The following is a 26,568-nucleotide window of genomic DNA, read 5'->3' on the forward strand; positions in this document are numbered from 1 at the left end:
TGACTTTGCCGTCTACAGCTCTTTTGGCAGTGGCAATGCAAGGGTTGCCCGGGCGGTTACGCGACACCTCATCCTGTCACTTGTGGCAGATCACACATCCTGCCGCGGCCTCGTCAATTCCGTAGACGTCATCGATCGTAGGCACAACATTGCCGGCGAGCGGGTTCACGCGGCGCCGCGCCAATAGTCGCGCGCGGCGCTGCTCGAACTCCCGCTCGATCTCGTCGACCCGCGCCGGGGCGCTGAGCTCATCTAGGCCCTCTCCCTGGCTCCAGGTGAAGGGTGAGCCGTGATCGCGGGCGGTCTTCTCATATCCCTTGGCCTCGTCGAACGCGTCGGGGTGCTCGCGCATCAATCGCACCCACTCGATTTTTTGCTGGAAGAAACAGAATGTGCAGCCCGAACGAGTCCGCCAGCGATAGTACTCGGGTTCGCCTAGGCCGGCGCTCTCGAGCGTTTCGATCACACCGGCCCTACTGATGCCGTCCTCTCTCAGAGGGAAGTGCACCTGCATGTTGCCATGGGTCGCCTGATAGCCCTCGCGACTGGGTTCATCAGCCCGGATGGCCACGTAGGAATGTACGACAACCCCGGCATCGAGGTCTTCACGCAGCCACTGCTCGAGCGGACGGAGCTTGAGCTGCCGCGTGCACCACCGAGTTTTGGGGGAGGGCAGGAAGTGATTGTATTCCTTAAGCCAGAAGTCGAAATCCCGGTCCGGATTAAGCCGGGTGATCGGTTTTCCCAGGAACCCCTCAAGCTTGTCGAGGAACGAATACACCTCTTCCAGCTCCTTGCCGGTGTCGGTGAAGAAGTATTCGAGATCGACCTCTGGCCGGGTCTGCCGCATATGGACGGCAAGGGCCGCGCTATCGCGACCCCCTGATATCCCAAGGATATGACGCTCACGCACCGCAATCGTCATGCTGGCTCCAATCCCTTGCCTTCGGAAAGGCGTTCTACGATGCGCGCGAGAGCGGCAAGCTCTACGGCCGGCCTCATGCCCTTTAGCCGAAGCTGCGCCATCAAGTCGTCTGCCGCTTTGTCTGCAGTAGCAAGCTCCTGTTTCGACACCTGGAAGGCATGGAAGAGTGGCTTCTCCTTGGGGTCCAACCCTACCATGACCGAAATGGCTTGGGAGGTTGGGGAGCGGCCGCGAACCGCGGCGAATGTCTCTGCCTCGCGAAAGCGCAGGCAGAGCTTAGCCATTTCGAACATGGCCTGCTCTTGCTCGCGGTCGGACCAGTTCCGCGGCGGCTTGTGAACGAGCAGGCTCGCCAATCCTTCGATGTCGCCGCTGTTTCCCTCGAAAGCGCCGGCGCGCATGATGAAGGCGTCGACGCGCAACTCTGCTGACACCCCCGACGCCGTAGAGGAGCGCGGCCCAATGCCCTCAAATGTCTTCGTGTCGACCCCAAGATGCTCGGCGAGATCCTTGCGGAGTTCCTCCAGCATTTTCGGATAGGCGGACTCTGCCTTGTTCAGTGCGGCGACCACGCTGACCCCGGGATCGGGTTCTCCCACAAGCGCGGACGCGAGGTCTGAAAACAGCAGCGCTTCAGGGTCGCTGGCTTTCAACACGATGTCCCTAACCTTACGAACATTTTCGGCCAGCGTCTGAGTGCGCTGCGCCCACAGCGGAAGAGCATGAAAGCGCTGATAGAGCGCCGATGCGACCGGCAACGCCTTCGCTTCAACGGGATTTGCCTCGGTCGAAAGAAGTGCGGCGAGCTGCTGGACGAACGCGTCATCCCGCTTGGAGCGCGAAATTCGGCGAAACTCGATGGCTGCCGGATCCTGCAGAATGCGGTCGGCGATGATATCGTCGATGGCGGGCTGGAAAGCGCCGTCGACATAAACCGCGACCGCGTTTCTATGCGCCAGCAGATAGGACAATACCAGCACAGGCATGATCCCGCGCTTGATGCCATATGGCCGCGCGGCCCAGGTGTCGAAGAGTTCGGCCAGATTGACCAGCTTCTCACCCAACACCGTCCAGGCAGGCTTGAGTGTCTCGCCCGCCCCGTCATCGGCAGGATCGGCGAAGCGCCACACGCCCTTATCGTCCTGCCGATGCAGCCCCAACGGCCGAACAATCGTCAGATAGAGCCCACGCTCGACCGGGAAGTTCTCAATCCCAAGGTCTGCCACATCCGACTTCGAAACCATGGCATGCATCAAGGTCCTCAGGCCTGCCATGGCGGCAGTCGAGGGCTTGTCCCGATAGAGCAACTCCGATTGGATGACGGGTGCGCTGCTGAAAGCGGCCGTTGCAAGCGCCGACGCCAAGACGGTCAGTTCCCCGCCATCGAGTTTCTTGCCGGCTGCATCCTTTGCCCTGTCACCGAATGCCCACCAGCGGGCCAAAGAGAAGGCCTTCAGCAAGTCGCTGCGAACAATTTCGGCGATCAACGATTTGCGTGCCGACAACTCTCGGCGGGCGATCCGATCACCCTCGAGCTGCGGATGCGTCTCTTCGATGCGGTCCAAGGCATAGAGGTCGCTCGCATGATCCCTTAGCAGATAGACCTGCTCGCTGGCGGCAACGCCAGCCAAGACGCCCAGATTTTCCAATTCGACGCTGAGCTGTTTGGCGGCGACCTTGACCGGCGCTTCAAAGCTTCGCGCATCGGGCAGCAGCATAATGAGAAGACCCGCCGACCGTCGCTTCGTCTTGGCCAATGACGCGGCGGTCCTTTTAGCCCACGCAGCGGGACTTTGTGGGCTCTCGTCGGCAAACTGAATGACGACATCGAATGTGCGCAGTGCACCGGTCGCGAAGTAGTGGCTCTTGGCTGCGATCGGTCCCACGCCAAGCCGTGAAGGCAAATCAGCCAGGACATCTGCGTCGAGCTTCAGCGCGACCTTGGAGATGGCCTCGTCGAGGTCGAAATCGCTGCCGGCGAAGAGGGCATATCCGCCAAGCCGCGGCTGCCGAATGAGGATAGCCCGGTTGACCAGCTCGTCGATGGCCGCCGCGACGTCGGCCTTCTTCGCTTCTGGTGCGCAAAGGGAGAGGATGTCGTCGGCAACCGCGAGTCCGGAGCCGTTCCTGAACAACTCGACGACCGCTGCGGCCTTGGCGAGCTTGGCAGCCAGCGAGCCGTAGAGTGCAGCCTTCTCCACGGCCTCCATAGCAAGTGTCATCCGATTGCTTTCAGGACCAACAGAAAGCGCGCTGCCGAAATTTGCGACCAGGTAGTCCCAAAGCTGATCCGGCCCATACCAAGCGTTTCCGCCGACCTCGGTCCGAGCCAAGTGCGCCTGAAATCCGTTCGGTTCAGATGATGATAGAAAGCCGAAAACGCTTCGCTCGTTTTGTGCGAACCGTTGGCGTGACACCGGCCCCAACAAGAGCGCCGAAACCGGGTGCAATGGCCACGTTTGGGTGAGGATTTCCGTCAGCACCACGACATCGACCGGTCGACGGTGCGAGATCGCCTCCGCCGTCAGTCCAGCGATCGCTTTGGCGCTGGCCGGAGCTTGGTCGCTGCCAATGGCGCGAGCAATGAGCGCCGCGACCTCATCGGCTTGCGCAACAAAGGGCACGTTCTGGTATCGGCCCTGAACCTTTGCCCATTCGTTCCGGCCAGTCCGGCTCAGCCGGTTGGCGTACTGCTCAAACGACTGATGCAGGATGCCGACAACCACCAGCCTACCGTCAGAGCGTGCTGCTCGCTCGGCGAGATCCTGCAAAATATGCACGTCGCCGGCAGAACTCGTCGCATGCTCGAGGAACTTGCCGAGCTCGTCGATGACGATCAGCAAACCGCCCTTTTGACGAGCACGCGCTTCTAATTGGTCGATAAGTGCTCGTTCGTCGCGCGCTGCATCCCGCGCCGCCTGAGTCCACTCAAATTGCTCTGCGGCCGCATCCGCCAACGCGCCCGCCAGGCTCGTGCGCCGGCCGGTCAGTGCAACCACATCCCACGAGCGTCCTCGGCCAGGAAACGCCGAGGAAAACTGCTCCGCCAAATCTTGCCCAACGATCCCTTCGGCGAGAGCACGCTGTTTCTTGTTGCCGGCGACCAGATTGGCAACAAGCAGCGCCGCACAAGATTTGCCGCCGCCATACGGGCCGGTCCAGGTGAAGGCGAACTGCGACCCATCGGCGATCCCCGCCAGCATGGCCAATAGCGACTTGCGGACGCTCGCCTGCAACACATACCCGGTGAGCGGCGGTGTTCCATTGAGATCGGTGTCGATCCGAGCGGACAGCGCGAACCGGCGTTCGACCTTGACGATGTCGGCAAGCTTGGTCATGCCGCTCTCCGCCCACGGTAACCGGCTTTGACGAGATCGATCTCGTCGATTTCCTCGAGACGGCCAGCCAGAGCGACCTGACGGAGTCCCGCCGTATCGGTCCACACCATTTTCCCGCCGGTGGCGTCCCCGATGCTCATCAGCCGTGCCACTAGGCTATCCTCGTCAAGCTTGAAGACACGCCCGGGAGACCCGGGGTCATACTGCACCTGCTCTACGGAGAGGGTGGGGGACAACGAGTGCTGACGCTCCCAGAACTGCTTTAACACGAGCGCAAATATGCTGTTGTCCAGTGAAGGCTTCTGCCCACGGACAAATTCGAGTTGGCCTGTCGACCGCAGCTCCCGCAACAGGCCGAGCTCGACTAGCAACGGTTCTGCCGCGTCTTCCCCTGCATCGGAGTGACGGGGCGCATAGCTGCGTACGAACACTTCAACGTCGCGCTTGAGGGTCTCGGCGGTTGCCCTTGCGGTTGCACGGGCTTCGACGATCGCTGCCATGGCCCTAACGAGATCGTCCCTGGTAAAGGCAATCTGATTGAGCAGGTTGAACGCGTAGTAAAATGTCGTTGCGGCGCGCGGCTCACTCACGAGGTGGGCATGCATCAACCACAGAGTGGACGGATGCTCGAGGTATGGGTCGAGCCCGGTGCCGTCGGTGAAGATCAACCGCCCTAGATCAGTGGCGTGAAGATGGGTGGGGCTGTCTCTCAGAATCTTCGTCGCCAACGCCCAATGACGCATGGAGAGCGCCATATTTTTGCCGACGCCGAAGGTGGCGATTGCGTTTTGTTCCTGAAATGTTCTACGATCGACTCCATCCGGGTCGGATGCATGGTCGAACGCCTTCTTCAGCCAAAGGAGCCGAAGCGGGAAGGTCTCGTGGCCCGAAACGCGAATCGCGGTCGCCGGATCATGAAGGTCGTTCAACATGGAGGGGATGCTACTGGAGAGTGTCGCCAGTTGGCAATCCCTAGCGCGCCACTATTGCTGATAGCACCGCGGCCGCCTCCATGGCGTCCGCCTCGCTATTGTAGCGGGAGAAGTATAAACGGATAGTTTCCGTAGCCTCTTGATGAGTAAATCCCATCTCAAGTAGGACGTGCGATGCGGTGATCTGCCCACTCGTGCAAGCTGATCCTTCGGAAATAGAGATAAGATCACCGGCCTTCACTATTATCGACATGGCTTCATTACCGGGAAATCTCAGACTCAAACTTCCGGGTACCCGACTCGGCGCGGAAACATTCTCGATGAATTGCACTTGCCTGCTGCGCAACTCTTCGAGGAACAGAGCCGACAGCCGCCCTGAATGGGCGGCGTCCGCTACGAGCCGTGTCCTGGAGACCTTGGCGGCCGCGCCAAACCCGACCACGAGCGGCGTCGGTACGGTTCCAGGGCGAACGCCAGCCTCCTGACCGCCGCCGAACAACACCGGCAACGGCCGGAGAGAAGCGGCCGATGATATGAACAGCGCACCGATGCCCATTGGGCCGTAAATTTTGTGCGACGAAAGGCTCGCTAAATCGAACTCCGCACAGTCGAGAGGAAGTTTGCCCGCGCCCTGTGCAGCATCGACATGCACGAGCGCGCCCGCCGCACGGGCAATACGAACGACATCGGCAAGCGGTTGGATGGATCCCACCTCGTTGTTGACCGCCATCACCGACACCAAGAGTGTCTCAATGCCGACCAACCGTTTCAGAGCTGAAATATCGATGATGCCGTTCACATCAACCGGCGCTTCGATGATGCGGAAGCCGGCACTCCGCAGCGAACTCGCGGACGACAGCACACTCTTGTGCTCGATGGCCGATACGACAATGTCACGCCGCCCGATGCCACCTTCAAGCGCGGCGAGAGCAATGCCCCTTATCGCGATGTTGTTTGCCTCGGTCGCCCCGGACGTGAAGACGAGTTCCTGTGGATCAGAGCCGATGAGGGACGCGAGTTCCGAGCGCGCAGTCTCAACGGCCTGTGACGCCAACATACCGCTCAGGTGAGGTGAGTGCGGATTTCCGACCTGAGCATGCCACCAAGGTGCCATCGCTTCCATCGCCTCTGGCGCCAATGGTGTTGTCGAGTGACCATCAAGATATATCGGCATGGGCGCGTGTGACTCTGTCTTCGGATCAAGCTCAACCTTATCCGGAACGGGAAAAACTCGAAATCGGCCCCACGGTCGAGGCCCAGGCAATTTGCTGATAGAGTACTGGCGGAACAGGAGATGCGCATCCCCATGCCCGAAGGCAACGACGTCAGCGTCAAAGAAATCTACAAAGAGCAATACGCCCACTTCAGAGCGATGAACGACATCCTCTACAAGATTCCCCCGCTGTTCTCGGTGGCAATCGGCGGCTTGTGGTACTTCGCGGCATCCCAGCTCAAAACCGATCGGCTCATTGCCGTCGCAATTTTCTTGTTCGCGGCCGTCGTGAGTATCGCCAGCGTTTTCATCATGGGTCGCTTCAGTCAGGCCTTCAGCCTCTACATTACCAATTTGAACAAGCTCGACGGCGACTATGCGGTCTCGATCAAGAACAAGGACAAGAAATGGCCGCCCTCGACGGTGAAGATCATTCAGTTCCTGTTGTGGGTCGCGGCGGCGATTTCGTGCGCCGGGGTCATTTACGCCCTCGCCCCCCTGTTTTGTCCTCCCGCGCCTCCGGTTTTGCCAGCTCAACCGTCCTGAGCCGCGATCGCCGACACCACGTCTTCTATGTCCTCGTCGGACAGAAATGGTGCCTGAGCGAAGACGGTAGAGGCCTCGCCGCTCAGCCGCGCCGCCAGGTGCCCAAGGCCGAGCAGGTTCTCGGCACCCTTCGTCCCGAGGGCGATCTCTGAGGTTCCGACGCTCGCGACCTTGAGGATCAGCCGATTGCCGAGATTGTCACGCAGCTGAACGGGCATGACCCCGGCATCTGGCCGTTGTGCCGCAAAGACCAGGTGGATGCCGGCGGCTCGCGCCTTCACCCCGAGTCTGGAAACAATCGAGGTGACGGCACCCTTGTAATCCTCGGTCAGCATCCATTCGGCGAACTCGTCGTGGATGAGAAACTTCATCGGCAACCGTGCTTCTGGCGCGGCCTTGATGTTAAACGATCGGATGTCGCGAGCCCCGCCCTGCCTGAACAGCTCGTACCGCCGGTCCATCTCGATGACGAGCCCCTCCATCATTTCGATCGCGGCCGCTTGGTCAATGATGATCCCACCCTTCACATGCGGCAACCGCTCGATCGCGGAGTAGTCGACGCCCATTTTTGGATCGATCAGGTGAATGTGCACCAGGGCGCTAGGATTGGTCGCGGCGATGTCGAGGATCAGCGCCTGGATCAGCACTGATTTGCCGCTGCCCGTCGCGCCGGCGATGAGCGTGTGCGGGTCGTGTTGAGATACGCCAGCGAACGGCCCACCCAAGTTGAGATAGAGAATTTCGCCGTCGAGCTCGCGCAGACCGAGGAGGAAGCTCGTGTTGAGACCGGCGGCATTGCGGTTCAGGGCGCGGCGTTCCCAAAGATCCCACATCGAGACAATCTGTCGCTTTGCTCTTGCCACGCCCACCACGATCTCGCCGGGCAGCGGCGAGATGGAGATTACTCTCAGGCCATGAGTGGTCAGAAGGGGGGACTGTTTAGCCTCGATGTCTTCGACGCGCAGGCGGTCGCTGCCGACAAATCGCACCAAGGCGGCGTTTGGCGTCAATCGCATCCCAGCGATCTTGGCCTGTAGATTGTAACCCATAAGCGCCGTACGCAGCCGGCCGGCTGTGGCCTCGAGCCATTGTTCGTCCTCGCCAGCCGCCTCTTGCACCTGCCCCGCTCTCCGGGACACCAAGCCGGCGAAGCTCTCGTTGTCCCCTGAGATCGGTTCGGCCGCCTCCTGCTCCTCCCGATCAGGCGCGGTGGAGCGGGCAGTGGCATGAGGCTGAGCCTCGCCGGCATCAGCAACAGGCGCTGTTCTCGCGCTCACGTTGGGCTCGGGCGGAAGGGGCGTGGGTGTCGTTGGAGGAGGGCTTGGCGGAGGTGCGTCCGGCTCTGGGCCGGTACCATTGGCTGGGCCACTCTTGGTAGTCCACCGAACGCGCGGTGCCGGCGCGCGAAACTCAGATGTTTCCCACGGCCTGCGATCTCCCAGGGCGCTTCTGATCGGCATCAACGGGTCAGAGGCCTCATAGGCCTTGATCAGTTGCCGCAGACCTTCGCGCGTGTAGATCTCCTGCAGTCCCCGGACCTCGGTCACTTCGTCCTGATCGCCGGGCGAGCCACCCGCGTCTGCGGGTCCCGAAACGAAAATATGGGAGTAGCCCTTTAGATCGATCTCCACCGTGCCATTGCGGATGCCATTCCTCACCTCCTCGAGCGAAAAGCTCGCGGTCAGAGCCGACGGTTCATCGAGCAGGATGTCCGCAAGACGCGAAAGCCACAGGTCACGGTCAAGTCGCCCGGGATCGCCGAAAAGCGCGTCCTCGATCCGGCGCATTGTCTGTCGCAACTGCTGGCTGGAATGACGTTTGGCTTCCGCCAGACTACTGGCCTCGACATACTTCGCTTCGGTGACAACGGCGCGAAGCCTTGGGCGCCCATCAGGCCCCGGGTCGACGCTGAGAGCAAGGATGTCGGCAATCCCTTCCTCCCGCTGGCCCAGCCATTGCGCGTAGTCGTCGAGGAGGAACCATGATGCCGGACGCTTCATAAGCTCCTCAGCAACAAGTGCACGACTGAGAACCAGGCCTATCAACTCCCCCGCTGACACGCCCCGCTTGGCCGCACGCAATATGACATCGCCAGAGATGGCCGTCGCATCGGCGATCATTCTCTCGGCAAGCGCAGATAGACGGTCGTCGCTAAGCCCGAGGCTGAGTTGATCGAGGCGTCGACGGACAAGCACCGGCAGCACGCGCAGGTCCGAGGTCGAGGATACCACCATGTTGCGGCCGTGCGTCCGTTCGCGCCGATATCGGATGACCTTGATGCCCTGCGCCATGAGCTGCCGCTTGTCGAGGAGGTCGTCATAAGTGGCGACCCACTCGGCCAAGCCGTGAACATCCTTGAACATAGCTTCGAGGCCATGGTCCTGCAGCGAAATCTGACGCGCGGGCAGGTAATGCTCGTTGTCGCGATGTGACTGTTTGCGGATCACGGCCGCCAGAGCGTCGAGATAGGACCAGCCGACCCGAGGTTGGCGGGGCGAAACCAGATAGCTTGTGGCGGTGAGTTGTTCTTCTCCAACGACCCGGCGATACGACCAGCGAGGCGGCACATGGTCGGCGATCGAGGGGTCCGTGTCGTCGTTGCGCGGGACAGAAAACCAGGCCTCCCTTGCCTGACGCGATACGACATCATGCAGGAACGCCACGTCCACGCTGCGCTCGTCAGGCGCCCGGCGCCCCGTGCTGCCCTCAAGCATAACCCCAATTCTGAGCTTCGACATGAAGTTGAGCGAGGTTTCACTGACGACGATGGCGTCGGGGTCGTTGCCGGACTGATCCAGCAGATCGGTATAGACCTTGTTGAGCTTAGAGCGGTCTCGATGGCGGACGAGGACGTTGCAGTGGACCTCGTCTTCGTGAACTGACCCCAACGCGTTGACCGTGGCCAACGGAAGGCCAGCAGCATCGCAGTTGTAGAGCATGATGCTCAGATTGGCGCGCTCATGCGGCTGCAAGTCGAGATAACGGCCGATCAGCCCGCGAATCTCACGCGCGGCCTCGGCCGGATCCACATCGGTGGACGCTTCCGAGGGATCGCGAACCGGCCGTTCCATAAAGCTGTAGTCGTTGAGTGTGCTCGTCTCCGTCAGGAGAACCGCTTCGCCACCCGTGAAGCCCGGGACCGCCTCCGGATAGTAAGGGTGAGCGAGTTCGGACCGGAGATCGGCAAAAAAGAGCCGCTGGTCGCCGAAATTGACTTCCTCCGCCTTGAGCAGGTGATCAATCAGGCCGCAAAGAGATCGCATCTTGACTGCCGTCGCGGCCATCCGCATCGGGTGCCAAGGTGCTACGATCGCAGCCGGCGTCGAACCGGCAATCTGAACCGTTCCTATCCTCAGGATCGGTTCCCACAGATCTCGCCGGTTTAAGTCACCTGGCGCCGAGATGCGAAGTTTCTCAAGCAGGCCGGCGTACAAATCGGCCTGTTCGAGCTGAGGTGTTCCCCCCATGCCGTTCGTCCGCCAATCTTCGATGGCAGCGGAGTAGCCCGCAACGAAGGCAGTCCATGTCTCTCCAAGGTCCGCGCCTGCAGGCGGCGTCATGCGCCCCCCCGCGACGGCTGCCTTAATGGCCCTGGGCAAGGCCTTGCTTAAGTCTTCGACATTGGTCGATCGTGGAACCAACGATCCCGCATCCTGGCGGAAGGAGGGCTGTAGAGTACCCACGTCGGCGAGCGACACCGACTGCATCGCTCCCTTCTTGCTGACCAGCATGCGTGACACTTCGGCAATGCCGAATGGGTTCTTTTCGAGCCTGGCCAAGTCATCGGGCAACGCCAATCCGATCGCGTTTGGCTCGGCCCGCCAGATCAACTGAACCGTGTTTTTCTCCGCACCGGGGCCGCTTCCCACCGTCAGAGTGAGGTCGAACTTGATCTGAATGTTTGCGCGCGACGTCGAGACGTTCTCGCGGAACTTGCGGCTCTTGCTTGCGGCTTCGAGCAGGGCCTCGAACTCGAAAATGTGCGGCGTGTCCCAGCTAACCGCTGGTGGGAGAACCTGACGCAGGGCCTTGTACTTGAGGCTGAAGGCGCGGGCCACGTCGGCATTCATGTCCAACCACTGCGTCTTGGTCCGGCGTGAAGATCGAATCTCGATCCCGCGCGGCATCTTGAGCGTACCGAGCTGCGCAAAGAGCCGCTCGATGCTGCGGACCAAACCATCGAGGAAATCCGTGCACTCAATCGGGCGTCCGTAGACGAACTTTTCCCATTTAGCGCGCAACTGCCTGTTGGCCGCGAGGTCCTCCCGATGAGCTTCGAAGAACTCGCGATCATCCTCTCGCGACTCCTTGAGGGATCGACCCTTGAGATCGCTGAGATAGGCCTTGTCCGGGTCGCTGAGGCGATCGGGACGCTCGTAGTCGAAAAACTGAGCGGTCTCTTCCGGAAGCTTCAGCTTCTTGAGCTTGAGGCCCGAGAAGATGAGAAGAATATTGTCCTGTTCCCACTCGAGCTCAGCGAGCTTTTCGGTCGCCTCGCGCCATCCGGCCGGCGAGTCGACGAATGCCTCGATCACCGGGTGCAGCTCGGCGGCGATCTCGTCTCGAACCGTCTCGAACTGATCCCGCAGCTCGTCGGCTTCGATCGGCTGCCGATTGGGCCGCTGCTTGGAAAGCAGTGGCCTACGGTCAGTGATGAGTTTGTCGTAGAGGCGCCTCCAGCGGCTTTGCTGCTGCAGATCCTTTGGCCGCTGCGACCGGAAGTATCCTGTGTCGCGCGGCAATTGCAGTGCCGGCAGCGCCCAGCCAAGTGCGTCCGCCACGGGCAGCGACATGCTGTCGATCGCGGCTCGCGTCATGGCAACATAGTTGCTGAGCTGAGCGAGTGGCCAGTCATCGACACTGGACAGTGCCTTGAGGGCAATGTGCCATGCTTCGATGTGCTCTTCCGGTAACCCCAGACCGTCGGACGCGGGCAGAACCCAATAGGCGGGTCCTTCTTTGAGTTCCTTGGCGCCGATCAGCGCCACATCGTGCAGTGAAGCGCCCTGATCATCGTCGGTGTTCGCGATAAGGAGCGCGGGACGGTCGCACTCGGCATGACGCCACGCGACAGTCCTCTCATCGGTGATCACGGATTCTGGGAGACCCTGGCCATCGACGAGTGCGCGGGGGACTGCAATCTTGACTTGGGACTGGATCGAAGAGTCCGAAACCAGCTGCCTGACGATCGCAGCAACCTGCGGCCCCGTAAGGCGATCGAGCATGAAGCGAGCAGTGCCGCTGTCGGCCCCGAGGCCCTGCAGGCGCTCTTCGAGCGCTGCAGCCCCCGCCGTGCCGATCAGATCGAGGGCGTTCATGCTCGCACCTCGCGGCGAAACGGATTTTCTACGTAGGCTGCCGAGTCCGACAGCCGGTTGAGCAGCCCGAGGCTAATCAGCCTTTCCTCCAGCCGCCGCGCATTGTCGGAGAAGTCTTCTTGATCGGCTTTTCCGGCGCCGATGATGCTCGCGGCCTGTTGATCTCCGATCACAAAGCCGTAGCGATCGTGGAGGGCGGCAAGGAAGTCCTTGAACTCCATCCGCTCGCTCACGCAGCAGACAACAAGCGTTTTGAGCAGGCGGTCGGTCGGTGCGTAGCGCACGCGCCGGCTTGAGCGACGCGAGCTCAATCCGATCTGGCGCGCCCAAGTCGAATGAACCTTGCCCACATGTTGCGCGTGCCTTGTCTTCGCCCTGCCAACGAGCTCATCGATCAAGTCTCGAGGATTGCTCATCCCGGTCGGTAGGTCGTCAGGGTCGGGCCAGTCAAATTGGCGGCCAAGTACCTCCGCGGCGCTGAGAACGGCATCGTCCGATGCAACGGCGAGCTGCCACTCATGAGAGGTTTCGGCACTGCGGACGTAATGCTCAATGGCAAGACCGGGCAGCGCATTATTCGCTTGAAAAGAGTCCGCCGCAAGGTCACGGATCACGGTCTTTTTTGGCGATACGATCTCGCAGATCATCGTAATGGGCACCGAGTCCAGCAGCTCACGCGCCCGGTCAAGCTGGTATCGAACAAGATTGAGCCCGGTGATGGTTACGATGTGCGGCAGAGCGTCGAACACCGATATCGGGCTATCGAGAATGGCGATCCAATCCTCGGCGAGCTGATCGAAGATCGGGTGGGTCGAGCACGGCAGGTAGGCGCCCGGCCGATCACGCTCGGCTAATTGTGGCTCGCCTTGCAGCGCGGCGACCAGCCGATCGTAGACCGTTGGCTGTTCGAAGAGTTTTCCGACCAGTCGTTCTTTGAGCTCGGCGGCCCGCTTGGACCGGCACAGCATTAAATAGAGAACTTCGCCGGTTCGGGCAAAAAATCGCCTGTCGGTTGAGACACCAGACGCCGTCACCGCGGCATCCTCATAGAGCGCGCTGGGGCCGAAGGGGAAAACGAACTTTGAACTCCAGCGTTTGTTGCTGGCGCCTTCGATGGCAGACGACTGCAAAAACCCCACCACAGAGGCAAAATCATCGAAGGAGTCGAAGCGGCCGCGGAGATAACTGAAGTCCCGGCTCTCGAGGCCGCCGGCGTTCTGTTCCATTAACTCCAGCCATTTGGTCCAGGCTGCATCGTCGGAGAGCCCCTCTGCCCCGATGGTCAAAAGGTAGGGATTATTGAAGATGAGATTGCGCAGTCGCAATTGGGTCTGCGGACGATAGGAAAGGGCGTTGAACTCCCCTTCCGCAAAAGCGCGGCCGGCGACTTGCTCGGATCGGAGCACGCCAAGGAATTCAAGAAGTATCAGCCAGGGCGTCTGTTCGTCATGCAGGCGATGCCCCCAGATCGCTTCGTCGACCCAGAACGCTGGTCCTGTGCGATCCTCATGGGAAATAGGGCGTTTCAGGATCTCCATCATCAGAGCCTCACCGTGACGCTACGCGATGATGCACGGCCATCAGAATTGAGGTCGATGAACTTGAGGACGATCCCGTCATTGCGATCGTCTCCATCAAGGAATCGCCGCCGTTCGACGGCGCTCAGAAGCCGTGCCTTGAACGCGAGAAGGTCCTCGTGGCACTCGAGCGAAAAACTCGTAGGCAGTGCACCCTCGGCCACACGTCCCAAGAATTCAAAGCGGGTGGTCGACAGCTGCAGCGTAACCGCAGGTGGATCATCACGTGCAAGCCCAACCACGAGCTTCATGCCTCCATCCCCGTCACCGAGCAGCGCCACCTCCTCGCCAGCCCGGCGGGCGACCGACACGAACTCCTCAAGGAGAGGACTGGTTCTCGACTGCGATTGGCTTCCCGAACTTGCAAGAACCAGCTCGTCCTGGTTCTGGATCAGCATGCCGGTGAACACCCGGTTTAGCCCGCGCATGAGCATGGGCATCACCTGCCGCGGCAACGCTCGTTTCTCGGCCAGGGCGCGACTGGTTTCGAGATAAAGCCCAGCGTATCGGAAGACGGTCAGGTCCCAGAGGTCTAGCGCGTCTGCCAGCTCATCTGAGATGGTAAAGAACAATCGCTGACGCTGCCCGCGAAGTAGCCCGAGAAAACGGACGACAGCGCTCGGATCGTCGCCCTCGAGGTAGGACTGTTGCGCCCGTTTATAGGCTGTCGTCTCGCCGTAGACCTGATCGGTTTGCACCAGGGCCCGGTAGGTTTCTACCAGTGCCGGATCGTCGGCGCCGTAGACCAGCATATTGTCGACTTTGTTGCTCGTTTCCGAGCCGATGCCGAACAGGTTGAGCTTGCGAAAGGGTTCGGTTCTTTCAGCCCGGCTCGGTCTCAAATTGCCGCCAAACACATTGCGGAAGGGACTGGCTCGCTCCGCGGTTCCCGCAGCTGCCAATTCGGCGACATCAGTGCACGCCATTAGTCCGTCGCGTGCATCGGGATGGCCAAGAATGATGTTCGTGACAAGGGATAGAACCTGCCGGATGGTAAAGTGACCACCATTCTGTTCGCTGGCTTCGACCAGATTGCCGAGCCGTCGCCGGAAGAGACCATTGTCGCTGGTCCCGACCAGCCGTTCGCGGTTCTCGCGGATCGGACAGGTTGCCCCATTCAGGGCCGGACAATCCGCGCAGCCGTCCCAACCGGGGTGCAGCGTCACCGCATCGATGACCTGATCGATCATCACGGCGGCGGCAGACCGGCTAAGGTCCCTTAAATCGAGTTTAATTGCAGAATTCCCGCTGCGGCCAACGACCAGGAGATTCTCGACCACCTCGACAAGAGCGCTCGTCGTCTTGTCGCTGCCGGCGGTCTTCATCTTTTCGAGAAGCTGACCATGATTGGCCGCCATCAAATAGACCCTGGGGGAATTGGGGTCTGCGACATCCCATGCCATCTGCTCGATCAGCGGTTTACTCTCGTCGGAGCGAAGCTCGCTCAGGTCCTTGACGACGATGAGTTGGCGAGACCCCAAGCTGAGGCGCTGGATCTTCTCTCCGCCGTTCCAATCTTCAATCGTGCCTCCAAGCTCCAGCCACACGCGTCGGCAGTGATAGGTCTTTCCGTCGCCGGCGGTGCCCGTGAGGATAATGGACTGGCATTCTTCTGACCTGAAATTGTCGACCAACCATGCCAGATGCTGGGCCGGCAGCTCGATTGGCTGCATCTTCAAGCGAGCCAACGCCCGCTGGATGGTCTCGTCGTACATGTTATCGTTGGTCGGAATGGGTCCGTAGTTCCGAAGAAACCGGATCCAGTTGTTGGTCGGCATGCTCTATCCCCCCACGACTGCCGCCGTGCGCTGACGACCGTCCTGGAATTCCAGCGCAGCCCCATGAAAATCAGTTAGTTTGCAGACTACTGTAGAACTCGTGAAACGCAACAATACAACCCCAGTGATCCTCACGAGCCGATCGCTGAAGCTGGCCGCGCGCTAGTCTAGGGTCAGGACTCATTGATCCAGAAGATGAAGGCTGCAGCGAAGGCGATCGCCGACAGGAAGGTGTGAGCACATCGGTCGTATCTGGTGTGGATGCGTCGCCAGTCTTTGAGGCGTGCGAACATGTTCTCGATCCTGTGGCGTTGTCGGTATAGGACAGGATCGTAGCTGTGCTGAACACGATGCTTGGCCAGCCGACCGTCTTTTGCACAGGCTGCGGAACGCACTTCTAACGTATTTTGGCCGGCGTCATCGAGGGCTTGCAATCGATGAAGCTGCTTGACTTCGACCACACCCGCTGCGAGGGCATCGGCAATCGGAATCGCGTAGATCCCTGCTGTTTCGTCGATGAGCTTCAGGTCGCGGCCGCATCGCACCGCGAAAACGGGTATATGAGCTCCCGCTGTGCTGAAAAGCGAAACGAACCGTCGGGAACTTTCCATAAACCGGAGCGACTGCTGGAGGAGTGCCTCGACAAAACGTCGATCCTCGTCAGGCAAATCATCGACCTCGAGCAGAGTTGCGTAGATGGTCGAGACACGGGCAAAGAACGACGCGTGCGTCGCATAGTCTGTAACTGGATCGAGATCGCCGGACCCTGTGAATTGGGTAAGAATTCCGCCTTCGGCAATTTTCCAAAGCTAGCGAACGCCGAAAGGTGCATCTCACCCGCCCCGCGTTCTATCGCGCGAAGGGACCCGCTCCTTGGGATGAATGGAACGCAAAGAGCTAGGAGGCCTGCCGTAATGGGCCTTGAATGCCTGGGAAAAGTGTCCGGTGCTGGAGAACCCGGTCGCGAAGGCAATTTCGGCGATCGCAAGCGGGCTCTGTTCGATCAGCCGCCGCGCGTGATCCAGCCGGATCCGACGATAGGTTTGGAGAAAACCGGCGTTCAGATGCTGTGTAAAGAGGCGATCGAGATGGCGGGGGCTGATCGAGAGGAAATGGGCCATTGCCCCGCGATCGAGGGGATTTTCGATCGTCGCCTCCATCTTTTCAAGCGCGGCCAGAAGGATCGGATTGTGGGTGCCAAATCGCTCGACCGCTGAGCCGCGTTGCGGGTCGGAGGGGTCGGCAATCGCGGTGTGAAGGTACCAATCGCTGACGCGCCTTGCGAAATGCGCGCCCATGCGTTCAGCGATCAGCGCATGCATCATGTCGAGCGGAGCCACGCCGCCGCCGCAGGTAATGCGATCACCGTCGATGACGTAGCGGGCCTGTCGGGGCGTCAAATCCGGATAGGCCTCGCGCAGTACCGGGGCATGCTCCCAATGAATGGTGAAGTCTCTGTTGTCGAGCAGACCGGCGGCGCCCAGGACATAGGCGCCGCTCGAGATCGCGCCGAGACGGACGCCGACACGCGACAGCCGCCGTAACGCGCTGAACAGCCTGTCCGCTTCCACCCAGTTGCGGGGATCGCCACCCGCACAGACGAATACTGTATGGAATTCCGCTCCCGCGGACGAAAGATCATCGCACGCGATGTCGATGCCGCCGGAGCTGCGCACCGGTCGGCCGCCCTGCGAAAGCTGCCCGATGGCATAAAGGCTGCGCCCCGCTAGCAGATTGGCGGCCCGTAAGGGTTCGGTCGCCGACGCGTAGGACATTAGCGCGAAATTCGGCAGCAGCAGAAAACCGAACCGCTGAGTCTGTCTGTCCAATTCAATCGTCATGTCCGTTCTATATAATAAATCGTCCCATATTTGGAACTCCAACGCGGACGACCGCCATAGGTTGGCCACTCTCCAGCTTGGACATGGGCAGCGATGCGATACTCCGCTCTTTCGATTTTTCTCAACGGCCTTCGCGGCAACATCGGCTGGAGCCCCGCCTGGCGCGCGCCGGAGCCCAAATCCTACTACGACGTAATCATCGTCGGCGGTGGGGGTCATGGCCTATCGACGGCCTACTATCTCGCCAAGGAATTTGGCGTAACAAATGTCGCAGTGCTGGAGAAGGGCTACATCGGCTCCGGCAATGTCGGGCGAAATACAACGATCATCCGCTCCAACTATCTGCTGCCCGGCAACAACCCCTTCTACGAACTTTCGATGAAGCTCTGGGAAGCATTGGAGCAGGATTTCAATTTCAACGCGATGGTCTCTCAGCGCGGCGTGCTCAACCTCTATCATTCCGACGCGCAGCGCGACGCCTTTACGCGACGTGGCAATGCGATGCTGCTGCATGGCGTCGATGCGGAACTGCTCGACCGCGAGGCGGTCCGCGCCAAGCTGCCATTCCTCGATTTCGACAATGCACGCTTCCCGATCCAGGGCGGCCTGCTGCAGAGGCGAGGCGGAACTGTGCGGCATGACGCGGTGGCCTGGGGCTATGCGCGCGGCGCCGACATGCGCGGCGTCGACATCATCCAGCATTGTGAAGTCACTGGCATCCGGCGCGAAAACGGTAAGGTCGTCGGCGTCGAGACCACGCGCGGCTTCATCGGCTGCGGCAAGCTGGCGCTTGCGGCTGCCGGCAATTCCTCCTGCGTTGCCGAGATGGCCGATATCAAGCTGCCGCTGGAAAGCCATGTACTGCAGGCCTTCGTCTCCGAGGGCCTGAAGCCCTTCATCGATTGCGTCGTTACCTTCGGCGCGGGCCATTTCTACGTCTCGCAGTCCGACAAGGGCGGGCTCGTCTTCGGCGGCGATATCGATGGCTACAATTCCTACGCCCAACGCGGCAATCTCGCCACTGTCGAGCATGTCGCCCAGGCGGGTAAGGCGATGATCCCAGGCATTTCCCGCGTGCGCGTGCTGCGTTCCTGGGGTGGCGTCATGGACATGTCGATGGACGGCTCACCGATCATCGACCGCACCCATATCGACAATCTCTACCTCAATGCCGGCTGGTGCTATGGCGGCTTCAAGGCGACGCCAGCATCGGGCCTCTGCTTTGCGCATCTCATCGCACGCGGCACGCCGCACGAGACCGCTCGCGCCTTCCGGCTCGACCGTTTCGCGCGCGGCCATATCGTCGACGAAAAGGGCCAGGGCGCCCAGCCCAACCTTCACTGATTTCCAGGGTACCTGAACATGGCAAGCCTTATTCCATGCCCTCATTGTGGCTCTCGACCGAAAGAAGAATTCACTGTGAAGGGGGCGGCACTTGCCCGGCCCACACCCGAGCCGGCACGGATGCGTGGATCGACTATGTCTATCTGCGCGACAATCCGCGCGGCCCCTATGAGGAATATTGGCATCATACGTCGGGCTGCCGGCGCTGGCTGGTGGTGAGCCGCGATACGGCGACGCATGAAATCTCGGGCTGCCGCGACTTTGTGCTCGGCCGATCGGCGGAGGTGCTCTGATGACCTCCTATCGACTGCCCAAGGGTGGCCTGATCGATCGCCAGTCGCGCCTCGGCTTCAGCTTCGACGGCCAGTCGCTCACCGGCCACGCGGGCGATACGCTGGCTTCCGCCCTTCTCGCCAATGGCCGCCAATTGCTGGGCCGCAGCTTCAAATACCATCGGCCGCGCGGCATCCTGACCGCGGGTGCCGCCGAACCGAATGCGTTAATGACCATCGGCAGCGGAGGGCGCACCGAGGCCAATACCCGCGCCACGATGCAGGACCTTTACGACGGCCTCGAAGCCCGTAGTCAGAACCGCTGGCCTTCGCTCGATTTCGATATCGGTTCACTGAACGGCCTGCTCTCGCCCTTCCTCGCCGCGGGCTTCTACTACAAGACCTTCATGTGGCCGGCGAAGCTCTGGGAAGGTCTCTATGAGCCCTTTATCCGCCGCGCCGCCGGTCTCGGCAAGGCGGCCTACCAGCCCGATCCCGACCGGTATGAGAAGAGCTGGGCGCATTGCGACCTGTTGGTGATCGGGGCCGGCCCCGCCGGGCTGGCCGCCGCGCTGACCGCAGGCCGTGCAGGGGCACGTGTCATCATCCTCGACGAACACAGCCTTGCGGGCGGATCGTTGCTATCGGAGACCGCCACCATCGGCGGGGACAGCGCGCCGGCCTTTGCCAAGCGGCTGGCCGACGAGCTGGAAACGCTGCCGAATGTGCGCCTACTGACCCGCACCACCGCTTTCGGCTGGTATGACGGCAATGTCTTTGGCGCTGTGGAACGCGCCCAGAAGCACGTGCGCAACCCCGATCCGAACAAGCCGGTCGAGCGCATGTGGCGCATCGTCGCCAAGACGGCGCTGCTTGCCACCGGCGCCGAGGAGCGGCCGCTCGTGTTCGGCGGCAACGATATTCCCGGCGTGATGATCGCGGGTGCTATGCGCAGCTATCTAAACCACTTTGCCGTGGCCCCCGGCCAGCGCACCGCCATCTTCACCACCAATGACAGCGGTTATGCGCTGGCCCGCGATCTCGAGGAGGCGGGTGTCGAGCTCGCCGCTGTCATCGACAGCCGCGCCGATGCCGCGTTCGCCTATACCGGCAAGGCGCGCCTGATCAAGGGTGCCTTCGTGTCTGACGCCAGAGGCGGCAAGGCGCTCTCAGGCGTCAATGTCACGACCGCAAACGGCGCTACCGAAACCATCGCTGTGGATGCGCTCGCCATGTCGGGCGGCTTCAGCCCGATTATCCACCTTGCATGCCATCGCGGCGGCAAGCCGCAATGGTCGGATGCCCATGGCGCCTTCATGGCCCCGTCGGACACCAGGGGCCTCGCGCTCGCGGGCGCCGTCACGGGCACAACCGGATTGTCAGCAAGCTTTGCAGAGGGCGCCGCGCGCGGCGCTACCATCGCCCAAGACCTCGGGTTCGGCGCCCAAGCATTCGACGCCGGTCCAGTCGATGGCGACATCGTCGCTCCACCGGCCCGCCCGCTCTGGAATATCCGTGGCGTGAAGGGCAAGGCCTTCGTCGACTTCCAGAACGATGTCGGCCGCAAGGATCTCGGCCTTGCCGTGCAGGAAGGCTATGGCGATGTCGAACTCGCCAAGCGCTACACGACATCGGGCATGGCCACCGACCAGGGCAAGCTCTCCAATGTCAACGCTATTGGCCTGCTGGCTGAAGCGCGTGGTGTCTCCCCCGCGGAAGTCGGCACGACGACCTTCCGGCCCTTCTACGCGCCGATCAGCTTCGGCGCGCTGACCGGCCCGCATCACGGCCATCATTTCCAGCCGGTGCGCAAGTCGCCTCTGCATGACTGGGCCAAGAAGCACGGCGCAGTCTTCGTCGAGACCGGCCTCTGGTATCGCTCATCCTGGTTCCCGCGCGTGGGTGAAACCAGATGGCGACAGAGTGTCGACCGGGAGGTCCTGAACGTTCGAAAGAATGTCGGCATCTGCGACGTGTCCATGCTTGGCAAGATCGAGGTCTGCGGCAAGGATGCGCCAGAGTTCCTCAATCGGGTCTATTCGAACGCTTTTTTGAAACTGCCGGTCGGCAAGGCGCGCTATGGCCTGATGCTGCGGGAGGACGGTTTTGTCTATGATGACGGCACCACGAGCCGCCTGGCTGACGACCGCTTCTTCATGACGACGACCACCGCCTATGCCGCCGGCGTCATGACGCATCTCGAATTCTGCGCCCAGGTGCTGTGGCCGGAGCTCGACGTGCGGCTCGCCTCGGTGACGGACCAATGGGCACAGATGTCCGTGGTCGGTCCAAAGGCGCGCGCTACACTACAGGCGATCGTCGATGATGATATTTCCGACACTGCCTTCCCCTCCCTTGCGGCAAACGAAGTCTCGCTGTTCGGGGGCCGGCTGCATGGCCGCCTGTTCCGTATCTCTTTCTCAGGCGAACTGGCTTATGAGCTTGCCGTGCCGGCCGGCTATGGCGAGAGCGTCGCCGACGCCGTTCTCCAGGCAGGCAAAGAGCATGGCATCCAGCCCTACGGCGTCGAGGCGCTCAGCGTGCTGCGTATAGAGAAGGGCCACGTGACGCATAACGAGATCAACGGCACGGTGATCCCGTCGGATCTCGGCTTCGCAAGGATGGTGTCGACAGCCAAGCCGGATTTCATCGGCAAGGCAATGCTCGGCCGCGAGGGCCTGATGGCCGAGGATCGCCCGAGCCTTGTCGGCGTCGTGCCCGCGACCACATTCCGCACCGGCTCGCACATCCTCGCCAAGAACGCCGCGCCGACGCTCGAGAACGACCAGGGCTATGTCTCGTCGAGTGCCTTTTCACCACATGTCGGCTCGACCATCGGCTTGGCGTTAGTGAAACGTGGCCATGCCAGACATGGCGAAGAGGTGGTGGTTTGGAATGGTCTGAGCAAGGAATTCACCGCTGCGCGCCTGTGCAATCCGGTCTTCTTCGATTCAACAAACGAGAAGCTCCATGTCTGATTTCGATCTCGTCCACCGTCCTGCGATCAGTACCGAACCAGTGCGGGGTTCCCACGCCTTCGCCATGAAGGCGATGCCCGAGGGCACCCTGATCCACGTACTGGGCAAGCCCGGCGGCGAGGATCTCAGGTCTACGCTGCAAGGCCTGTTCGGCGGCGAGGCCAACAGGATCCGCACCTTCGGCCCCGGCCAATGGCTCGTCGTCAGGGATGAGCCGATGTCTCGCGTCGACCTGCACGCAGCGTTTGAACAGATCGCTTCACAGGCCTTTGCCGTCGATCAAACTCATGGACGCATCCGCATCGAAGTCTCGGGCCATGCGGTCATGTCGGTGCTGGCAAAGGGCACGGCCGTCGATTTCGAAGGTATGGCCATGAGTCAGTCCGTGATGACGATGAAAGGTCATATCCCCGTGCACATGACGCGCTGCGCAGCGGATCGATTCGAGTTGGTCGTGCTGCGGGGCTATGGTCAGAGTCTGTGGGACGAGTTGCTCTGATGCGCGCCGACCTCCACTGAGACCTTGGTGGCCGCGGCGGCACGGAAGTGCGCGTGGCGGGACAAGTGTCGAGCAGCTTCAGGCCATCAACCGTCAGCCGCTAACTGAGCGGTTTTTAGCTTCCGAGCGTCCATCCGATCGGTCGCTTGAAAGCTGATTTCGCACTTTCCATGTTCGCCATTCGTGCCCCTGGAGTCGTACAAACAGGCGCAATGCTGTTTCGACGGCGTCTCACCGCTCTGTAGGTGCCAGGGGTCGTCGGTTTGAGGAAACCTCGCCCGAGGAACTGGCCAGCGAACTCGCGCCCGAGGACTGGGGCTGGTATGCGGCAGGTGTAGGGGCCAATGGGCCTCGGCTCTACGACCGGGCACGCATCCGCCGTCCTTGGGACGTCAAAAGGTGGCTTCGAGCATTGGCTTCTGGTCCGCCGCAAGCGACGACATCCGCGGAATAAGGAATAAAGCCTACTACCTGGTCTTCGCCCCGCCCGGCTCCTTGGCCGAATTGGCGGGTGGCCGGCTTGCCCCGGGCGATCGAGGAGTGCTTTGAGCGCGCTAAGGATGATTTCGGACTTGATCATTGCGAGGCTCGGTCCTGGCATGGATGGCATCGCCACATGAGCTTGTGCATGGCCGCCCTGGCGTTCCTCTCAAGTTATCGGCGGATCTTCACCGCAGCGCATGGAGCATAACCGAACGAAACGTGTCCACTGGAGTCAATCGCCGCCTGATCCGGATGACTGCGCTCGTCCCGAGCGTCCTCGAGATCCGCAATCTCCTCGCCCGGACCCTCATCTTCCCACCGACACAAAAGCCCTTCATCATCGCATGGTCGCTATGGCGAGACCACGACATCGGGCCGCAGCTATCATCTGTCACTACAAACGGCGTAGACATGCGCAACTGTACTAGTTCGGCAGCAAGTGCCCCCGGTGGCTTCGTACAGTTTACACGAGCAAGGTGCATGCAACCGCGCCCGCCCGAAATACTGACTTCAGACATCTCACAATCCATTCGCACGCACTACTAATGAAGATGCTTCCTTCCTAGGAACGACGAGTGCATCGAGCGCAAACGTGCCATCGGCAGATGCAATGATCGGATTGACATCGACTTCCGCGACTACTTCGGCAAGATCGCTTGCTAGCACTGAGAAGCGGGCAACTGTTTCCGCAAGCCGATTGAGATTGGCGGGGGCTTGGCCACGCGCGCCCTCGAGAAGCGGGCGAATGCGCAGCCGGCTGAGAAGCCGGTGAGCGGTAGCCGGTCCGAAGGGGGCCAGCGCATGCTGCGCGTCGCGTAAGACTTCGATCCACACGCCCCCTGCTGCGACCATGACGAGGGGGCCGAATTGCGGATCGATCGTCAAGCCAAGTGCCAATTCGACGCCTGGGGGTGCCATTCGGGTGACAAGAACGCGCGGACCGATACGGCAAGCAAGGTCTGTCCAGGAAGCTTTTACCGCGGACTCGTCGGGCAGCCTGAGGATAACACCCATACGTTCCGTCTTATGCAGAATTCCTGGCTCGGCCGTCTTGAGTACGGCCGTAAAGCCAATTGCCCGGGCCGCTTCTACTGCCGCGTCCGCAGTCTCAACGATTTGAAACGGCAGGGTCTGGATCCCGTAGTCAGCGAGGAGGGCCAAGGCATCCGCCTCGCTCAGCGGCGCCCCGCCACGCAGGAGCGGCAGCCAATCTCTACTTGTCGTTCGACGTGGCGGCTGATCGACTGTGCGCCCCAAGAAGTCGCGATGTGCAAGCATGTTGCGCACTGCTTTCAGGGCCGCCGACGTGCCATCAAGGACTGGTATCCCACTCCGCGTCAGGGCAAACGAAGCCGTGGCATTGCGAACGCGGCTGTAATTGGTCGCGTAGGCGATCGGCTTGCCAGTCCGGGCGAAGGCACGCAGCGCGGCCTCAGCGAAACCCTCGTGCACCGGATAATCATCACGCAGGTCATTGAAGAAGACACCAAGAGCAGTATCCGGATCATCAAGCAACGCTGTGAAACAGTCCGCAAATCGTTCGATATATTCGTGCCCCGTACCCCATGCGTCGAGCGGATTCACCGGTTCAAGTCCGTGCTCCAGCCTGGCAGCCAGACGCGACGCTGTCGCCGGGTTGATTTGGGCAAAGGGAAGCCGATAATGCTCCGCGAGATCAACAATCATCTCCCGCTCGCCGCCGGAGTCCCCGATCACCGCAAGGCCGCCCTTCGCCGGCCGCCGCGGCTGCGCGAAGAGCAGCAAAGTCGCTGCCAACTCGTCGAGGGTGTCGACCTGCAGCACCCCATGACGGTCGAAAAGCGCAAGATAGGCAGCGTCGTTTCCTGCGATGGCGCCTGAATGGCTGACCGCGAGGGCGGCGCTGGCCTCGGTGCGTCCAACCTTTAGAGCCACTACCGGGACCGCTTTCGCTGCTGCTTTCTCAAGCGCTGCGACGAACGCCTGCGGGTCCCTGACTTCCTCGAGAAACAGGCCTATTACACGCGTCTCGGGCTGCTCTAGCGCGTAATCGATGTAGTCCGCGGCCGTGGTTGTCAGTTCCTGCCCGGCGGAGATTGCAAGATTGAAACGGAAGCGTGGATCGTTGTGCACGAGGGCGCCATAGGCGGAACCTGCATGGCTAATGAACGTGATATTCCCCGGTAGCGCCTCGCGCTCCGTGGCAAACGCGGCTGCCCACACTTTCGCAGCATCGTTATAAAAGCCCATGCAGTTGCCGCCGCAGATTTCCAGTCCAGTCTCCCGGGCCAAGCGGGAGATCCTTTCCGTCAGAGGAGGGTCTATGTCGTTTTCAAGGTACCCGCTGCCAAATATCACCGCCGCCCGTGCCTTGGCCTTGATGACCCCCTTTACAGTCTCTTCAAGTCGCGAATTGGCTACTGAAAGAACCGCTAGATCTACCGGAATCGGCAGAGCAGCAATTGAGGGCCAGCATTGGTACTGGTCAATGTTTTCGTACTTTGGATTAACTGGATAGATTTCACCCGTGAATCCTCCTTTCCCAATCATGCGCAGCATGTCGTTGCCCGGCGTTCCCGCACGAGGGCTCGCACCAACAAAGCAATGGAACGCGGAGCCAAAAGTGGCTCCAACCTGTGTGTCATTGGAAGATGCCCCTATATTCTCGCTTTGGTTATGCAACAACACTGGGTGCGGCTTACGACGTGTCCGCTTCCCCAGTCGCGAGCTTAAGATAGTTGTAGACAGCGGCGCGGCTGATCCCAAGTCGACCGGCAATTTCTCGCACCGTCCCGCGCATTTGGAACACCCCCAGATCGTGCAGACGGCGCACAAGTTCGATGCGGTCTTCACGGTCGAGAAGGTGCGCTGGACGATGGCAATCCTCAAGAAAGTTCTCGATTATCTGCCTCAGGGGCAGAGAACTTGGCAAAAAGGTTTCCTGAATGTCTTTCTGATGCGGCTCTGTCCGGGTCAGTTCGGTAATCGCTTTTTGCGCCATAAGCAGGTCACCGGTAGAAAAGTTTAGGGCGAGATAAGCAACCGTCTTCCCATCGACGATGATTGGCAGCAAACTGACCCTCAACTGCCTACCGTCCGGAGCAACCGAGCTGTAGTTGAACAGCGGCTCTTGAAGATTCTGCAACTCAGCCTGGCCAACCGCAATGCGGGTCATGAGGTCGCCCACACCACGACGGGTAACATGTCCATTGCCTATGGCCATAATCCGGGGCGGCGAAGTGCGATTGTCGTGCAGCACTACCTCACAATCTTTTGTTATGCTGCGTGCGATCTGAGGCACAAGCTGGGCCAGCGTATCCAGAATATCCTGCACGCGCTGTTCACTATGTCCGCTCGACTGATCCATAACTATACCCAGCCTATGCTTCGGCCCTGACCTCAATGCCACTAGCAGCTCCGAATGCAAATGGTAGATCTGAGGTTTTCCATGTTGACAAAATGGCATATTGGACGAAATGTCAACACGTCGCTGTTTGCATAATGCAGAGCGTTTTTAGCTTGGTGTTGCGCAGAAAGGCGGGTGG

At 60.9% G+C, this 26,568-nt stretch carries 15 protein-coding genes and 2 pseudogenes; 6 read left to right on the forward strand and 11 right to left on the reverse strand.

Going from position 1 to position 26,568, the window contains the following annotated elements:
• Window positions 1-76: 76 nt before the first annotated feature.
• The 4 genes from AC0L3I_RS27465 to AC0L3I_RS27480 are packed head-to-tail and all read right to left on the reverse strand — an operon-like array spanning window position 77 to window position 6,369.
• Window positions 77-925, reverse strand: coding sequence for a phosphoadenosine phosphosulfate reductase domain-containing protein (locus AC0L3I_RS27465; RefSeq protein WP_473528952.1), 849 nt, complete (start codon window positions 923-925; stop codon window positions 77-79).
• Complete coding sequence (locus tag AC0L3I_RS27470) at window positions 922-4,263, reverse strand: hypothetical protein (protein WP_473528953.1); 3,342 nt, start codon at window positions 4,261-4,263, stop codon at window positions 922-924. Before AC0L3I_RS27470 ends, AC0L3I_RS27465 begins: the two co-directional genes overlap by 4 nt.
• Window positions 4,260-5,195, reverse strand: a complete 936-nt coding sequence (locus AC0L3I_RS27475) for a DUF4007 family protein (RefSeq protein ID WP_473528954.1) — start codon at window positions 5,193-5,195, stop codon at window positions 4,260-4,262. The genes AC0L3I_RS27470 and AC0L3I_RS27475 overlap by 4 nt, the downstream gene beginning before the upstream one ends.
• A 40-nt stretch (window positions 5,196-5,235) precedes the next feature.
• Complete coding sequence (locus AC0L3I_RS27480; RefSeq protein ID WP_473528955.1) at window positions 5,236-6,369, reverse strand: cysteine desulfurase family protein; 1,134 nt, start codon at window positions 6,367-6,369, stop codon at window positions 5,236-5,238.
• 132 nt (window positions 6,370-6,501) lie between these two features.
• On the opposite strand from AC0L3I_RS27480, the gene AC0L3I_RS27485 reads away from it, so the two are divergent.
• Window positions 6,502-6,954 carry a hypothetical protein gene (locus AC0L3I_RS27485; protein ID WP_269906734.1) on the forward strand — a complete coding sequence of 151 codons (453 nt, stop codon included), beginning with the start codon at window positions 6,502-6,504 and terminating at the stop codon, window positions 6,952-6,954.
• Here AC0L3I_RS27485 and AC0L3I_RS27490 read toward each other — a convergent pair.
• The 5 genes from AC0L3I_RS27490 to AC0L3I_RS27510 all read right to left on the reverse strand — a co-directional run bounded on the left by AC0L3I_RS27490 (window position 6,942) and on the right by AC0L3I_RS27510 (window position 17,468).
• Entirely contained in the window at window positions 6,942-12,272 is a 5,331-nt protein-coding gene (locus AC0L3I_RS27490) for an FtsK/SpoIIIE domain-containing protein (protein WP_473528956.1), read from the reverse strand. The genes AC0L3I_RS27485 and AC0L3I_RS27490 overlap by 13 nt on opposite strands.
• Window positions 12,269-13,813, reverse strand: coding sequence for a hypothetical protein (locus AC0L3I_RS27495; RefSeq protein WP_473528957.1), 1,545 nt, complete (start codon window positions 13,811-13,813; stop codon window positions 12,269-12,271). The genes AC0L3I_RS27490 and AC0L3I_RS27495 overlap by 4 nt, the downstream gene beginning before the upstream one ends.
• Window positions 13,813-15,627, reverse strand: coding sequence for a hypothetical protein (locus tag AC0L3I_RS27500; RefSeq protein WP_473528958.1), 1,815 nt, complete (start codon window positions 15,625-15,627; stop codon window positions 13,813-13,815). The genes AC0L3I_RS27495 and AC0L3I_RS27500 overlap by 1 nt, the downstream gene beginning before the upstream one ends.
• 173 nt (window positions 15,628-15,800) lie before the next feature.
• Window positions 15,801-16,238, reverse strand: coding sequence for a transposase (locus tag AC0L3I_RS27505; RefSeq protein ID WP_473529012.1), 438 nt, complete (start codon window positions 16,236-16,238; stop codon window positions 15,801-15,803).
• Between the two features lie 222 nt (window positions 16,239-16,460).
• Window positions 16,461-17,468 (reverse strand): GlxA family transcriptional regulator, encoded by a 1,008-nt coding sequence (locus tag AC0L3I_RS27510; protein WP_473528959.1) that lies wholly within the window; start codon window positions 17,466-17,468, stop codon window positions 16,461-16,463.
• Window positions 17,469-17,561: 93 nt separating this feature from the next.
• On the opposite strand from AC0L3I_RS27510, the gene AC0L3I_RS27515 reads away from it, so the two are divergent.
• The 5 genes and pseudogenes from AC0L3I_RS27515 to AC0L3I_RS27535 all read left to right on the forward strand — a co-directional run.
• Window positions 17,562-18,812, forward strand: coding sequence for a sarcosine oxidase subunit beta family protein (locus tag AC0L3I_RS27515; protein ID WP_473528960.1), 1,251 nt, complete (start codon window positions 17,562-17,564; stop codon window positions 18,810-18,812).
• 18 nt (window positions 18,813-18,830) lie between these two features.
• Window positions 18,831-19,105: pseudogene (locus AC0L3I_RS27520) on the forward strand (sarcosine oxidase subunit delta).
• Window positions 19,105-22,062, forward strand: coding sequence for a sarcosine oxidase subunit alpha family protein (locus tag AC0L3I_RS27525; RefSeq protein WP_473528961.1), 2,958 nt, complete (start codon window positions 19,105-19,107; stop codon window positions 22,060-22,062). Before AC0L3I_RS27520 ends, AC0L3I_RS27525 begins: the two are co-directional and overlap by 1 nt.
• On the forward strand, window positions 22,055-22,561 hold the full coding sequence (locus AC0L3I_RS27530) for an aminomethyltransferase family protein (protein WP_473528962.1): 507 nt from the start codon (window positions 22,055-22,057) through the stop codon (window positions 22,559-22,561). Before AC0L3I_RS27525 ends, AC0L3I_RS27530 begins: the two co-directional genes overlap by 8 nt.
• Before the next feature lie 259 nt (window positions 22,562-22,820).
• A pseudogene (locus tag AC0L3I_RS27535) lies at window positions 22,821-23,291 on the forward strand (transposase family protein); the annotation flags it as partial.
• Window positions 23,292-23,563: 272 nt separating this feature from the next.
• Here AC0L3I_RS27535 and AC0L3I_RS27540 read toward each other — a convergent pair.
• Together AC0L3I_RS27540 and AC0L3I_RS27545 are read right to left on the reverse strand one after the other, a co-directional pair.
• Window positions 23,564-25,711 carry an acetate--CoA ligase family protein gene (locus tag AC0L3I_RS27540; protein WP_473528963.1) on the reverse strand — a complete coding sequence of 716 codons (2,148 nt, stop codon included), beginning with the start codon at window positions 25,709-25,711 and terminating at the stop codon, window positions 23,564-23,566.
• A gap of 10 nt (window positions 25,712-25,721) precedes the next feature.
• A complete protein-coding gene (locus tag AC0L3I_RS27545) occupies window positions 25,722-26,390 on the reverse strand; it encodes a helix-turn-helix transcriptional regulator (protein WP_473528964.1) in 669 nt (222 codons plus the stop codon).
• Window positions 26,391-26,568: the final 178 nt, after the last annotated feature.

This window comes from Mesorhizobium sp. WSM4840 (assembly GCF_055811755.1).

Excerpts from the sequence above, each read along its gene's own strand:
- AC0L3I_RS27465 (WP_473528952.1), bottom strand. The coding sequence starts at position 925 with ATGACGATTGCGGTGCGTGAGCGTCATATCCTTGGGATATCAGGGGGT.
- AC0L3I_RS27470 (WP_473528953.1), bottom strand. The coding sequence starts at position 4,263 with ATGACCAAGCTTGCCGACATCGTCAAGGTCGAACGCCGGTTCGCGCTG.
- AC0L3I_RS27475 (WP_473528954.1), bottom strand. The coding sequence starts at position 5,195 with ATGTTGAACGACCTTCATGATCCGGCGACCGCGATTCGCGTTTCGGGC.
- AC0L3I_RS27480 (WP_473528955.1), bottom strand. The coding sequence starts at position 6,369 with ATGCCGATATATCTTGATGGTCACTCGACAACACCATTGGCGCCAGAG.
- AC0L3I_RS27485 (WP_269906734.1), top strand. The coding sequence starts at position 6,502 with ATGCCCGAAGGCAACGACGTCAGCGTCAAAGAAATCTACAAAGAGCAA.
- AC0L3I_RS27490 (WP_473528956.1), bottom strand. The coding sequence starts at position 12,272 with ATGAACGCCCTCGATCTGATCGGCACGGCGGGGGCTGCAGCGCTCGAA.
- AC0L3I_RS27495 (WP_473528957.1), bottom strand. The coding sequence starts at position 13,813 with ATGATGGAGATCCTGAAACGCCCTATTTCCCATGAGGATCGCACAGGA.
- AC0L3I_RS27500 (WP_473528958.1), bottom strand. The coding sequence starts at position 15,627 with ATGCCGACCAACAACTGGATCCGGTTTCTTCGGAACTACGGACCCATT.
- AC0L3I_RS27505 (WP_473529012.1), bottom strand. The coding sequence starts at position 16,238 with ATGGAAAGTTCCCGACGGTTCGTTTCGCTTTTCAGCACAGCGGGAGCT.
- AC0L3I_RS27510 (WP_473528959.1), bottom strand. The coding sequence starts at position 17,468 with ATGACGATTGAATTGGACAGACAGACTCAGCGGTTCGGTTTTCTGCTG.
- AC0L3I_RS27515 (WP_473528960.1), top strand. The coding sequence starts at position 17,562 with ATGCGATACTCCGCTCTTTCGATTTTTCTCAACGGCCTTCGCGGCAAC.
- AC0L3I_RS27525 (WP_473528961.1), top strand. The coding sequence starts at position 19,105 with ATGACCTCCTATCGACTGCCCAAGGGTGGCCTGATCGATCGCCAGTCG.
- AC0L3I_RS27530 (WP_473528962.1), top strand. The coding sequence starts at position 22,055 with ATGTCTGATTTCGATCTCGTCCACCGTCCTGCGATCAGTACCGAACCA.
- AC0L3I_RS27545 (WP_473528964.1), bottom strand. The coding sequence starts at position 26,390 with ATGGATCAGTCGAGCGGACATAGTGAACAGCGCGTGCAGGATATTCTG.